This is a genomic window from Alteromonas gracilis (assembly GCF_043642145.1).
GTDB classification, from domain to species: domain Bacteria; phylum Pseudomonadota; class Gammaproteobacteria; order Enterobacterales; family Alteromonadaceae; genus Alteromonas; species Alteromonas gracilis_B.
Genome location: NZ_JBHZRZ010000011.1, coordinates 101478 through 115485, shown reverse-complemented (window position 1 = coordinate 115485; position 14008 = coordinate 101478). Strand labels below are relative to the sequence as shown.

At 45.4% G+C, this 14008-nt stretch carries 9 protein-coding genes, 1 tRNA gene and 1 pseudogene; 5 read left to right on the top strand and 6 right to left on the bottom strand.

All coding sequences use genetic code 11. The annotated features are described in order from the left end of the window. Positions 1–48 precede the first annotated feature (48 nt). Complete coding sequence (locus ACHUFN_RS17360) at positions 49–897, bottom strand: SPFH domain-containing protein (protein ID WP_394223884.1); 849 nt, start codon at positions 895–897, stop codon at positions 49–51. 188 nt (positions 898–1085) lie between these two features. On the opposite strand from ACHUFN_RS17360, the gene ACHUFN_RS17355 reads away from it, so the two are divergent. Next, the gene (locus ACHUFN_RS17355; protein ID WP_394223883.1) at positions 1086–2369 is read left to right on the top strand and encodes an ABC transporter substrate-binding protein; all 1284 of its coding nucleotides are present in this window, start codon (positions 1086–1088) and stop codon (positions 2367–2369) included. A 55-nt stretch (positions 2370–2424) separates the two neighbouring features. Beyond that, on the top strand, positions 2425–5094 hold the full coding sequence (locus tag ACHUFN_RS17350; protein ID WP_394223881.1) for a hybrid sensor histidine kinase/response regulator: 2670 nt from the start codon (positions 2425–2427) through the stop codon (positions 5092–5094). A 161-nt stretch (positions 5095–5255) separates the two neighbouring features. Here the strand turns inward: ACHUFN_RS17350 and ACHUFN_RS17345 are convergent, their stop codons facing one another. From ACHUFN_RS17345 to pepA, 3 genes are read right to left on the bottom strand one after another with little or no spacing between them, the layout of a single operon-like run. Then, positions 5256–8030: a valine--tRNA ligase gene (locus ACHUFN_RS17345; RefSeq protein WP_394223879.1), complete on the bottom strand. Its 2775-nt coding sequence runs from the start codon at positions 8028–8030 to the stop codon at positions 5256–5258. A gap of 35 nt (positions 8031–8065) precedes the next feature. Beyond that, positions 8066–8488, bottom strand: a complete 423-nt coding sequence (locus ACHUFN_RS17340) for a DNA polymerase III subunit chi (RefSeq protein ID WP_394223877.1) — start codon at positions 8486–8488, stop codon at positions 8066–8068. A 6-nt stretch (positions 8489–8494) separates the two neighbouring features. Continuing rightward, complete coding sequence (gene pepA, locus ACHUFN_RS17335) at positions 8495–10000, bottom strand: leucyl aminopeptidase (protein ID WP_394223875.1); 1506 nt, start codon at positions 9998–10000, stop codon at positions 8495–8497. Between the two features lie 263 nt (positions 10001–10263). Between pepA and lptF the strand changes: the two genes are divergently transcribed. Both lptF and lptG read left to right on the top strand, forming a co-directional pair. Continuing rightward, positions 10264–11364, top strand: a complete 1101-nt coding sequence (gene lptF / locus ACHUFN_RS17330) for an LPS export ABC transporter permease LptF (RefSeq protein WP_394223873.1) — start codon at positions 10264–10266, stop codon at positions 11362–11364. Beyond that, a complete protein-coding gene (gene lptG, locus ACHUFN_RS17325; protein WP_394223872.1) occupies positions 11365–12426 on the top strand; it encodes an LPS export ABC transporter permease LptG in 1062 nt (353 codons plus the stop codon). Between the two features lie 122 nt (positions 12427–12548). Here lptG and ACHUFN_RS17320 read toward each other — a convergent pair whose 3' ends face one another. After that, entirely contained in the window at positions 12549–13133 is a 585-nt protein-coding gene (locus ACHUFN_RS17320) for an RDD family protein (RefSeq protein WP_394223870.1), read from the bottom strand. Between the two features lie 348 nt (positions 13134–13481). Here ACHUFN_RS17320 and ACHUFN_RS17315 point away from each other — a divergent pair. After that, positions 13482–13568 (top strand) — tRNA-Leu (locus ACHUFN_RS17315). Positions 13569–13626: 58 nt separating this feature from the next. Here ACHUFN_RS17315 and ACHUFN_RS17310 read toward each other — a convergent pair. Then, positions 13627–13779, bottom strand: a pseudogene (locus ACHUFN_RS17310) (transposase); the annotation flags it as partial. Positions 13780–14008 lie beyond the last annotated feature (229 nt).

The window sequence follows — 14008 nt, the reverse complement described above, 5'->3', positions numbered from 1 at the left end:
CGAACCTTAGGTGCCGCAATGCGCTTTGCGGCACGCCAATAACAACAATTAATAAATGGTACCTGTATTAATTACAGGCTGCGTCGATTTGTCGCCGCACAATACGACCAAGAGGTTGCTAATCATGGTCGCTTTTCGCTCTTCATCAAGCTCAACTACGCCTTTTTCGTTCAGTCGTTGAAGCGCCATTTCAACCGTGCCTACCGCACCATCAACAATTTGCTTTCTTGCCGCAACAATAGCCGACGCCTGTTGACGTTGTAACATTGCACTTGCAATTTCTTGGGCATAAGCAAGATGGCTGATACGCGACTCTAATATGGTGATCCCTGCTTTTGCCAGTCTTGCTTGAATCTCTTGTTGTAGACGTTCAGAAATTTCGATTGGATGGCTGCGAAGTGCAACTTCTGCTTGCTCGTCGTCTCGTGGGTCGTAGGGGAAACTGCTTGCCATATTGCGAATAGCTGATTCACTCTGAATCCTTACAAAGCTTTCGTAATCGTCTACATCAAAAACGGCTTCTGCGGTGTCTGTCACTTTCCAAACAACAATTGACGCTATTTCAATAGGGTTGCCCTGATTGTCGTTCACCTTAATTTTTGCACTCTCAAAATTTCTAATTCGTAGCGAAATATTAAGTCTTCTAAATAATGGAATTGTCCATCGTAGGCCCACGTCTGAAACGGTCCCAACATAGCTTCCAAAAAATGTCATAACTTTGGCTTGATTGGGCTGCACCATAAAATAGCCCAGCCACAAACTTGCTACTAGCAGGCTTAAAATTACTCCTAGCTCTGCATTGCCTGCTACAGCATAAAAGAACGTTGCAAGCTGCGCGACTAGCAATACACAAATCATCAAATATCCGTTAACTGAAAACCCTTTCTTTTCTTTCATATCACTCACCTTTGATATCATTTTGATATCTTTATAATTCAAACGTTAAAAGTTTGCAAATTTTGATGTGTTACTACTTATGTCTAAACGCATGCTAATTTTTTTAACCCTGAGCAACATTTTTTGGTAACTCTATGAAATAGATGCCAGAATGAAGGCAGGTCATCATTTACTATGGATGTACGTTAATGCCTAAGAACTCTAATAAAGACAACACATCTTCTGCGCTACGCCGCACCTTATTAAAAGGTGGCCTTGCTTTTGGACTCACCGCCGGTGTTACACCTTTTGCTATCGGAAAAGAAAAGCCCACTCTGCGAGTGTTGGGAACTCACGTAACACTACAAGAAGCTATTCGCCAGCGTGCTATTGAAGACTTAGGTATTAAAATAGAGTTTGAGCCAGGTGGCAGCGCTACTGTTTTACAAAAAGCCTCAATGAACCCATCTTCATTTGATTTGTACGAGCAGTGGTCTAACAGCATTAACGTATTATGGCGGGCGCACGCCATTCAGCCTATTGAGAAAAAACGTCTGCAGTACTGGGGCGAGATAAATAACCTCAGCAAAACAGGCAAACTTACCGACAGTGCGCGTATGGGCGCAGGTGACGCCCCCCACAAAATAATTAATGTTCAAAGCGACGGTACTTTAGGCTCGGCGCATACCGATTCCATCAGTTTTTTACCCTACGTTCACAACGTCGACTCTTTTGGCTATAACAGCACGTTTGTTCCCAAAGAGCTCCAAGGGCAAGAAGAAAGCTGGGGGTGGTTACTAGATAGTCGTTACACAGGCAAGGTAGGCATTGTAAACGACCCTACCATTGGCCTATTCGACTTGGCACTTGCAGCGCAAGCCAAGGGCTTCATTCAGTTTCAAGATATTGGTGCCATGACTGAATATGAGCTAGATGACCTGTTTAACCTGCTAATTGAACTAACGCAATTAAATCATTTCAACGGCTTTTGGACTTCAGTCCCGGAATCCGTTGAATTTATGAAAAGCGGTCGAGTTGCCATTCAAAGCATGTTTTCACCCGCAGTTTCAGCCTTAAACGGACAAAATGTTCCCGTAACATTTGCTGCCCCGAAAGAAGGATACCGAGGCTGGCATGGTGTTATGTGCTTATCCTCTGCTACAAATGGCAGGATAAAAGATGTGGCTTACGAGTATATGAACTGGTGGCTATCGGGGTGGCCTGGCGCATTTATAGCGAGGCAGGGTTATTATATTTCCAACCCCCAACGTTCCGCTGAATACCTTTCTGAAACCGAGTGGAACTACTGGTATAAAGGCCAAGTGGCTTCTGAACCACTAAAAGGGACTGATGGAAAAATCAGCGTTAAAAAAGGTGCACAACGCACAGGCGGAAGCTATGAAGAAAGGTTCAGTAACGTTGCCGTTTGGAATACGGTTATGCCAACCTATGAATACAGCTTACAAAAATGGTACGAATTCATCACTGCATGATATTGCGTTATCTATAAAGACATCACGTAAATGAAATAGGACGTTCTAGGCTCAAATGTTATCGTCAATTCGAATACAGCTTATCACAGTGCTTCTCGCTTTTATTGCACTTATATTGGCGCAGGGTTTCATTGCACGGCAAAACCAAGCCGTTTTAAACAAAGGCGTTTCCTCTGCCGCTCGAGCCGTCGTTGATGTTGGCCTAGTGAAGGAACTTGAACGCGACGTAGTAGATTTACAGCGTAACGTACTTATATTCAAAGAGAATGCGAGTAAGTCGGCAATAACACGCTTCAGCCGACTAATGATAACCATTAACGCTAAAATCGATAAGTTAGCACTTGTCGACGAGGGTGAGGTTCAACAAAAAGACAACTATGTTCTTGTAAGAATGAAAGAACATTTAGATGCTTATCAAGAGAACTTTACGCAAGTAGTAGATGCACGCTCAGAACGCGATAACTTAATCGCACAAGGTACCCTTTCCGATATCATCGTGCTGGAAAACATGCTCAGCGAAGCGCAAGTTAATAACGAAATCTCGAAAGACACAGTAGAAAAAGCCAAGACCCTTCTTATCACTGCAGAAAACGCCATGCTCAAATACTTGATGAAACCAGATATGAGCTTTATTCAAGCGTTTAACGAAGCAGCTGATTCTTTGAGCGCGTTAACACTAACAAAAAACGCCCCGCTACAGGAAAAAATTGCGCGGTTAGCAGGAAAGATTAAAAGCGATTTCGTTAAGCTAACGCAAATAACACAAGGCAACTTGTTTCTTGTCAATGTTGTGATGGCGGGTTCTGCTAATGAATTCCTGTATTTAAGTGGCGAACTTGCCAAAAAAGTGACGACTGACTCCGAAGTTATCACACAGCGCACTTACACACTGGCAGAAAGCACCCAGCGAAGGGGCGAGTTATTTTCGTTAATTGCCATACTTCTCGCACTTTCCGCGGCTTTGTTCGCCATGTTTCGTATTCTAGGTCCAATCCGTTCTATCACTGAGGTATTCAATAAGCTGTCGCGAGGAGTGCAGATCTCGAACATTCCGGGAAGTAATCGAAAAGATGAAATTGGCAAGCTTGCAAAAGCCGCGCTGGTCTTTAGCGATAAGAACCGACAGACAGAAAAGCTGCTAGATGAATCTAGAACCATGAATACGCAGCTGGAAAGCTTGAATAAGGCTATCACTGAAGCCAAGATAAAGGCAGAGCAAGCTACTGCATCTAAGAGCATGTTCTTGGCAAATATGAGCCATGAAATTCGCACACCAATGAATGGAATAATTGGCCTCATTGAACTGGCTCAGCAGCAAGAGCTGTCTTCGACAGTTAGAGGGTATCTTGATAAAGCAGCGTATTCAGGACAAATTCTATTAAGCGTTATTAACGACATCTTAGACTTTTCGAAGATTGAAGCTGGGAAGCTGAAGATAGAAGAAGTGAGCTTTTCCCTACACTCGCTGTTTGATAATTTGATTGCGGTTATTGCGTTACGTGCGAAAGAGAAAAATTTATCTGTTCACTTTACAGTTAACCCGGCTTTACCTCCGCAAGTCATAGGCGACCCTTTGCGAATTGCGCAAATCATTATGAATATTGGCAACAACGCCGTGAAATTCACGGAACAAGGGCGCATAGAGATAGAATTTGATGGTACTGTGAGCGACAAAGGAAATGTGCTCAATCTCACTATGCGGATAACGGATTCGGGTATAGGCATGAGTGCTACTCAGCTTGATAAGATATTTAAGCCGTTCACCCAAGCCGACGGCTCTACTAATAGAAAATACGGGGGTACAGGATTGGGGCTTGCTATTGTTAGTCAGCTAACAGAACTGATGAATGGGCGTTTAGATGCAACATCAACCATGGGCAAAGGGAGCACGTTTGAAGTTGAACTACCGCTTAAAGCATTCAAAAATCAGTCAGGTGTGCTAGAACAAATACACCAACTTCCTAAAGATAGCATGTATGTGACTGAAAATGCGTTATTACCCAAGGCTTATTGTAATCAAGTACAGCTGTCGACAGAGAACTGCATGTCTATTGAAACCGCAAAGAATACACCGATTTTGCCTGAGTATATCATCGTAGATATTCATGAATTTAGTGAATTTAGGCAGCGTATAAGTTGGTTAAACTCTTTACTAGAAAGTGGAAAGTCGGTGGGATTAGTTATGGAAAGTGCAGGCAGTGCACTTCAGGCAAAATATGACGCATTGTGGAAAGGCCCACTTATTATGCACCCGTTTACGCCAGCTCAATTTCAACGGTTTATTCATCAAATTATTTCTAAAGATGAGCATGTCGACGGTATTGATTCCAATGATGGAGCAGAAGCCACATCGCTTGAAGGCCATATTCTGTTGGTGGAAGACAACAATATCAACCAACTCGTCACGGGCGAAATGCTTACCAATTTAGGGCTGACCTTTGATATAGCTGAAGATGGAAAGCAAGCGGTAAGTAAAGTAGAGAACTCTCCTCAATACGAGCTTATTTTAATGGATGTTCAAATGCCGGTTATGGATGGCTACGAAGCCACCTCGCTGCTTCGCGAAAAAGGGTTTACTGACATTCCTATTATTGGGCTTTCAGCTAACGCCATGAAAGAGGACAAAGAAAGTGCGATGAATGCGGGAATGAATAATTACCTGACCAAACCCATAAAGCAAAAATCGCTGATTGCAATGTTGAAACGATATTTGAACAATAGATAAATTCAGCTGTTAAAGATTCGCCAGTTGAAAAAAAGGGTTACCTATCGGTAACCCTTTTAATTGGTGTGAGTACATCTAGAAATGCGTTGAGATAGAGAAACTTTCTTTACCTCTACATCAACCGATTAACGGCCGCGTACACAAAACGATGCCACTCGATGTTATAGCGCCTTAATGGTCTCGAACTGTTCCTTAAGTTTGGCTAGGGCTTTTTCACCCTCTTCCAACTTAGCGCGTTCTTTCTCAATAACCGCTTCAGGTGCATTGCTTACAAACTTCTCGTTACCCAACTTGCCACGAGTACGAGAAACATCTTTCTCGATTTTCTCCATAGCTTTGGTTATACGAGCAAGCTCTGCGTCTTTGTCGATAAGCCCTGCCATTGGGATAAGAATTTCCATCTCACCCACAAGCGCTGTGGCGCTGGCTGGTGCTTCTTCACCGTCTTTCAAGATCGTAACGGTTTCAAGCTTAGATAGCTTATCAAGGAACGCTTTAGCTGCATCAAGACGACGAGCGTCTTCGTCGCTCACGTTCTTAAGTAACGCATTAAGTGGCTTATTTGGCGAGATATCCATTTCACCACGAATATTACGAATACCCACGATAAACTTCTTCACCCACTCGATATCAGCAAGCACTTTGTCGTCTTGTTTCGCTTCATCAACTTCAGGGAATGCCTGAACCATAATGCTTGCACCTTCTTCCACCTTAAGCGCACTTAATGGCACAACGCGCTGCCAGATAGTGTCGGTGATAAATGGCATTAGCGGGTGCAACAAGCGAAGCAGGCTTTCAAGCACGTTGATAAGCGTATGACGCGTACCACGCTTTTCAGCTTCGGTGCTGGCGTCATTATTAAGCACAGGCTTAGTTAGCTCTAGATACCAGTCACAGAACTGGTTCCAGGTAAACTCGTAAACGGTTTGTGCAGCAATATCGAAACGGTAGTCTTCAAGCGCTTTTTCAAACTCAACTAGCGTTTGTTGGAACTTCGCCCAAATCCAGCGATCGGCCATGCTAAGTATTATTTCGCCACCGTCACGACCTGTATCGTGCTCTTCCGTGTTCATCAATACGAAACGCGATGCGTTCCAAATTTTGTTACAGAAGTTGCGGTAGCCTTCAACACGGGCCATATCAAAGTTGATATCGCGGCTGGTTGACGCCATAGCTGCAAACGTAAAGCGCAGTGCATCTGTACCGTAGGCCTGAATACCATCAGGGAACTGTTTACGGGTACGCTTGGCAATCTTCTCAGCAAGCTGAGGCTGCATCATGCCAGCAGTGCGTTTAGTAACTAGCGACTCAATATCAATACCGTCAATCAAATCGATTGGGTCAAGCACGTTGCCCTTCGACTTTGACATTTTATCGCCGTTCTCATCGCGGATAAGACCAGTAATGTAGATGTCTTTAAACGGAATTTTGCCCGTGAACTTCTTGGTCATCATGATCATTCTGGCAACCCAGAAGAAAATGATGTCAAAGCCGGTTACTAGCACTGAAGAAGGCACGAAGGTTTCTAGATCAGGCGTTTCTTCTGGCCAGCCCATGGTGGCGAACGGCCATAGTGCACTTGAGAACCAGGTATCTAGTACATCGTCGTCTTGTGAAAGCGTTACGTCACTGCCAAGGTCGTGCTTTTCACGCACTTCTTCTTCGGTGCGGCCAACAAAAACGTTGCCGTTTTCGTCGTACCACGCTGGAATGCGGTGTCCCCACCACAGCTGACGCGAAATACACCAGTCTTGAATGTTGTGCATCCACTGGTAGTAAGTCTTGTTCCAGTTCTCTGGCACAAAGCGAATTTCGCCGCTTTCAACCGCTTCAATCGCAGGTTTAGCAAGAGACTCAACGGCTACATACCACTGGTCAGTTAGGTACGGTTCAATTACCGCACCCGTTCTGTCGCCACGTGGCACTTTAAGCTTGTGCGGCTCAATTTTAACCAATGAACCTTGCGCTTCTAAGTCGGCTACAATTTGCTTACGGGCGTCGAAGCGATCTAAACCGCGATATGCCTCTGGCGCATCATCGTTAATTTTCGCATCGTCGGTGAGAATATTGATCATAGGTAGGTTGTGACGCTTACCCATGTCGTAGTCGTTAAAGTCGTGTGCAGGCGTAATTTTAACGCAGCCTGTACCAAACTCTTGATCGACATAGTCATCGGCAATAACTGGAATTAAACGACCAGTAATAGGCAGCTTAATTTCTTTGCCTATAAAGCCTTGATAGCGCTCGTCATCTGGGTGAACCGCAACCGCTGTATCACCTAGCATGGTTTCAGGACGCGTTGTCGCAACCACTAGCTCACCGCTTCCATCTGCAAGTGGGTAGCGCATGTGCCACATGTGGCCGTCTTCTTCTTCGTTTAGTACTTCTAGGTCAGATACTGCAGTGTGAAGCACTGGATCCCAGTTAACCAAACGCTTACCACGGTAAATAAGGCCTTCTTCGTGAAGTTTAACAAACACTTCAGTTACGGCCTTAGACAGGTCTTCGTCCATGGTGAACACTTCACGAGACCAGTCAGGAGACGTACCTAAACGGCGCATTTGGCCCGTAATGGTGCCGCCGCTGTGCTCTTTCCATTCCCACACTTTTTTGATGAAGTCTTCGCGACCTAAATCGTGGCGCGTCTTGCCTTCAGCGTTAAGCTGGCGTTCTACCACCATTTGGGTAGCAATACCGGCGTGGTCAGTACCCACTTGCCATAGCGTATTGTCGCCTTTCATGCGGTGATAACGGGTTAAGGCGTCCATAATGGTTTGCTGGAAACCATGGCCCATGTGAAGACTACCGGTCACGTTTGGTGGCGGAAGCAAAATACAATAAGGGTCGCCGCTACCTGAAGCTTTAAATAAACCCGCCTCTTCCCATGACTTGTAGCACTGCTGCTCGATGGACTGCGGTTCGAAGGTTTTATCCATTACACACTCTCAAATTGAAGCTAAACGCGAATGACTTATGCAGACTTAAACTGCATGTTGCATCCAGCTTGCTGATAGTTTTTGTATCTTACCCGCGCGGCCTGTTTGGCGTTCTCGTCCACGGGTACAAAATCGATGATTTGACGATGCTGATTGGGTGAAGGCACCATGCCGGAGCCCACGTTCACCACCATTTGTCGTCTGGCTACCTGCTCTGGCCGCCAACAAATTTCCACCGGCGTTCCCGACTGCGGTCCTTCACCATAAAGGTTATGGGGCACGAAGCGGTTAGCCGGTAGCTGCCACAACAATTCATCAACGTCTTCAGCTTGCGCCTGTGTATCGCACAGCACGCTAATTTTTTGCTTGTTAGCAAACGCTGAGGCAATGACCTCACTGGCGCGGCCTGCTACGCCATTGTCACTGCTGGTAAGTTGATAAAATATCACTTGTGGCATAAATGATTAGTCCTCTAACTTGATATCAGCGCGGTTCATTAGGAACTGAGACAGCATAGGCACTGGACGGCCTGTTGCGCCTTTGTTCTTACCACTGCGCCATGCCGTACCGGCAATATCAAGGTGAGCCCAGTTGTACTTCTTCGTGAAGCGTGACAAGAAACAACCTGCTGTGATTGACCCTGCTGGGCGACCACCAAGGTTTGTCATGTCGGCAAACGGGCTTTCAAGCTGCTCTTGATAGTCGTCCCAAAGCGGTAAACGCCATGCGCGATCTGAGCTTTGCTCTGACGCATTAAGCAGCTCGTGCGCTAGCGGATTGTGCGTACTCATTACCGCAGTGGCGTGGTGACCTAATGCAATAATTGCAGCACCAGTTAGCGTAGCAACGTCGATAACCAATTCTGGCTCGTAACGTTCAACGTAAGTTAGCGCGTCACATAGAACTAAGCGACCTTCTGCATCGGTATTAAGAACTTCAACAGTTTGACCCGACATGGTCGTTAAAATATCGCCCGGACGGTATGAGTTACCATCTGGCATGTTTTCACAGCCTGCTAGTACACCAATAACGTTGATTGGAAGGTTAAGTGCCGCAATTGTGTGCATAGTACCAAGTACACCTGCTGCGCCACCCATGTCGTATTTCATTTCATCCATGGCTTCGCCAGGCTTAAGTGAAATACCGCCTGAATCGAAGGTAAGGCCTTTCCCTACAAGCACAATTGGCGCTTGGTCGGCAGGACCACCGCGGTGATGCATGATACTCATCATGCTTTCATTGTCTGAACCACGGCCAACGGCAAGGTAAGACTGCATACCAAGCTCTGCCATTTGTGTTTCATCAACTACTTCAGCTGTTACGCTGTCATACTGGCTTGCAAGTTCTTGTGCTTGCTGCCACAAATACGCAGGGTTACAGATGTTCGGGGGCATGTTTGCCACGTCTTTGGTTACTTTTGAACCGCGAGCTACCGCTAAGCCATGCTCAACTGCGCGCTCACCCACGGTAAGCTCACGACGTGTAGGTACGTTGAATACAATTTTGCGAAGTGGTCGACGCGGCTCACCTTTTTTGGTTTTAAGCTGCATGAAGGTGTAAAGCGTGTCTTCCGTTGCTTCTACCGCCTGGCGCACTTTCCAATAAGTATCGCGGCCTTTAACGTGAAGCTCGGTTAAGAAGCACACGGCTTCCATTGAACCGGTTTCATTCAACGTTTGAATAGTTTTAGCAATAATGTTTTTGTACTGGCGCTCGTCAAGCTCGCGCTCTTTACCACAACCGACTAAAAGCACGCGTTCGCTCAGTACGTTTGGCACGTTGTGTAGCAACAACATTTGGCCCGCTTTGCCTTCAAGGTCGCCACGGCGCAACAAGTTGCTGATATAACCCTCACTGATTTCGTCTAGTTGTTCAGCCACTGCCGTTAGGCGGCGCGGCTCGAAGACACCCACAACAATACATGCACTGCGTTGTTTTTCAGGACTGCCACTTTTTACACTAAACTCCACGATATCACCTCGCTTTTCGTCGTTTATGGTTTGCACGATGACTAAAATCACGTAACGTTTCGCGCTGCTTTATGTTTTAATACGCAGCATAACTTTTTAGTTCGCTGCAATTCACGCTGACACACCTATTGAATATAGGTTAAATTTGCGTCAAAACACCATGCAAACGGTTTATGATTGCAGGCAAAACTTGTAAAAACGGTAAGTTTAAACAAAATTGTGCTTTCTTTCACTAAAATTCCTAATTTTCCGGAAGGGCTGAGATGCTGATATTCCGCTATTTACTTAAGGAAACGCTGAAATCTCAGTTAGCGATTTTCTTTATCCTAATGGCAATTTTTGTCACCCTTAGGTTTGTGCGCGTTTTGGGCGACGCATCTGACGGTGATATCCCCGCTGGGCTAGTGCTTGGCTTCTTAGGTTTATATGCCCCTATTCTCTCATCATTGGTGCTTCCCATTAGCGCTTATTTAGGCATTATGCTGGCGCACGGCCGGTTATATGTAGACAGTGAAATGACCGTAATGCGGGCCTGCGGCATAAGTGAATGGTACGTAACCCGGGTCATGCTGTTTTTATCCGTTCTTATCATGCTAGTTACCGGGGCCATAACACTTTACTTCGCGCCACTGGCCGCCGAAAACGAATACCAGCTGCGGGAAAAAGCTCGTAACGAAGCTGGAATTTCTGCGCTCATGCCTGGTCGATTCCAGCAAACGGGTAACGAAAAAGCAGTTATTTTCGTACATGACGTAGACAGCAACGACAAGCTTGAGCGAGTATTTTTATCACAAAATCAAACAGGTGATAGCGAAGGCGACGTGCGCGTGGTTTACGCACAAACTGGCGAAGTTGCGAATAACCCAGACGGCACCCGTAACCTTGTTTTGAAACAAGGCGTTCAGTACGAGGGGCAACAAGCTGAGAAGGCCTACCGCAAGGTAGAGTTTGATGAATACCAAATACAAATTGCCGATAAACCCGCAGATGAAACTCGTCGCAAGGTAAGCGTATTGCCTACCAGCGAATTGTGGGAAGACGACAGCATCGAAGCCAGAGCCGAACTTCAGTGGCGTATAGCTATACCACTTTCCATCCCGTTTTTAGTACTGATTGCAGTGCCGCTTAGCGCTGTCGATCCTCGTCAGGGGCGCTTTGGTAAAATGTTTCCTGCCATATTGCTTTACTTGGGTTACTTCTTACTGTTATTGGCGAGTAGACGCGTGCTAGAAGACGGGAAAATGCCGCCCCAACTAGGCCTTTGGTGGGTACACACCATTATGCTGATCATTGGTATAATGCTTATTGTTCGGGATAGGAAAACCGGCACAGAGTTTCGTGCTTGGTTATTGAGGAAGAAATAAATGTTTAGGATCCTCGATTTATATATTGCACGAACCTTACTCGGCACCATTACCGTAACTCTTAGTGTGCTCATTGGCTTAAGCGCGCTAATAAAATTCGTTGAACAACTGCGTAAAATTGGTGAAGGCGACTATGACATGCTCGTCGCTTTTATCTACGTATTGCTAAGCTTGCCTCGCGACCTAGAGCAGTTCTTTCCTATGGCTACTCTGCTTGGAGGGCTTATTGGCATGGGTGTGCTGGCAAGCAATAGTGAGCTTGTAGTAATGCAAGCAGCAGGCATGAGCCGTTGGAATATAATCAACTCTGCCATGAAGTCTACCCTTGTCATGATTTTATTGGTAATGGCCGTTGGCGAGTGGGTAACCCCATACAGTGAAACCAAGGCTAAACAAATAAGAACTGAGGCAATTTCAGGCGGCAGTTTATTTTCTTCAGATAAGCTGGTGTGGGCAAAAGATGGCGATCGCTTCGTCAGCATTGGCCAAGTGCTTAGCCAAGATTCACTTAAAGACGTGAGCATTTTCAACTTCAATCCTGACCTTTCTTTAAACAGTATTACTTATGCTCAAAACGGTGCCTACGACGGAGATGGTTGGTGGCTAAGCGGTGTTGAGATTACCCAATTTACTGAAACGCAAGTGACGGTAGATGAAAACAGCCGCATGCGTTGGAACTCAACACTGACACCAGATAAGTTGGGCATTGTTGCGGTTAAGCCAGAAGCGTTATCCATTACTGGGCTACTGGATTACGTGAACTACCTCGACAACAATGATCAAGACCCTTCACGCTATCAGCTAGCCTTGTGGCGTAAGATCTTTCAGCCTATATCAGTGGGCGTTATGCTGCTAATGGCACTGTCTTTTATTTTCGGCCCACTGCGAAGCGTTACCATGGGTGCTAGGGTTATTATGGGCGTACTCACAGGTTTTGGTTTCTTTATATTAAACGAAGTGTTTGGTCCAGTGAGCTTGGTGTACCAGCTGCCGCCATTCCTAGGCGCTTTGCTGCCAAGCCTGCTGTTTGCGGCAATTGCAGGGATAATGCTTCGGCGCTGATGGCATTGGCGGCATTGATGGAAAGATTACCACAAGCCGAGCGGTTAACTTTTCAGTCATAGCTTTTATTGTGTTTAACAAGGGCATGAGTCTTAAAACTCATGCCCTCAAAACCCAAAGCGCTACCAACTTTTATGATCGTTCGCTTCTTTGGTTAATTTCAATACTTCTGTTTTAGCTAAACGGTCTTGTAGTGACTGTTTATTCTTAATATCAAATAGTACAAGCAACGTACCCAAGCCCCCTAGCGATGCTACCAAGCGAATGAACAAACGCGGCCAAGTCATAGGCTCTTCAACAGTGCTATAAATACGCAAGCGCCAAGCGCGCATGCCCAACGTTTGCCCGCCTCTTCTCCAAAACCACAAAAAGAATCCCGCTATCCAAACGCCTACCCAACTTTGAATAAGTAGCTTATAACCAGCAGAGGCCTGAATAAGGTCGGCTGGTTCTGCATAACCTTGCAAATCCAGCACGCCGTTTTTCAACAGAACCACCAGCGTCACTATCATCACCATTGCCGCACACATGCCAACTGCAGTCGCCACCAAGGTGTCGTAAATCATGGCCAGTAAACGTCGTACGAATCCGGCTCGTTGATTTGAATCACTTTCACTTTTATTTTTTACTATCCCTTGTTCGGCTGTCGCTTTTTGGGACTGCGAAGAATTGGCTCTTCGTTTCGCTTTATTGTCGTGCTTTGCCACACTTTTCTCTTTGATATTCTACTTAGTTACAAACAGCGTATAGTTTGACACAAGCGCGCTACTGCATAAACAAACTAAGCAATACTTAATGCCACTTAACGACTGGCCAGGCCTAACATCGTTCAATTGCACGCTCATCGCATGCTACCTAAGGTTTTTAATTATTCTTATAATCAGAGGATTGAACAATGGATGCATCAAAGCAAAGCAAAGCAAAGCAAAGCAAAGCAAAGCATCTTTGTGCAATCTTTCGGCACTTAGCAACAAAAAGCATAAAAAGTTGTTGTATAGACTCGCGGCATCGCTATAATGCCAAGCATCGACATCGCGTTGATAACCATACACAATGCCAGTGTGATGGAATTGGTAGACATGACGGATTCAAAATCCGTTGCTAGCGATAGCGTGGCGGTTCAAGTCCGCCCACTGGTACCACTCTTACTCTGTAATTCTTAAAGTTTCGGGCTCTACCCCATAAACGGGGGATCAGCATTCACCTTACACGATTGATAACACCATCCCATCCACAATGGGTCATCACTCTTATTCGATAGTTTTCAAAGTTTCTAAAACCATACGCTCTTCTCGATATCATTTCCATTTTGTTGTGGAAGCCTTCTTTAATGCCATTGCTGTGTGTAAAGCGCCGCTTGGTCAATATCGGCTACAGCCAGCTATCATTAATATTGGCTTCTCAATCAATTTCTTAATGATGCTCTTTAAATAAATAAGTACAGCATTCAAAATAATGTGACCCTAAAGTCAGCGTTTTGATTTGCCAGTTCTTTTGCTCTTTTTCTTAACTGAGATTCTTTTAATGCATTCCCCAATTATGCGTAGGCATCAGCTAAGCTATCAAACGGGTTTGCTGAATT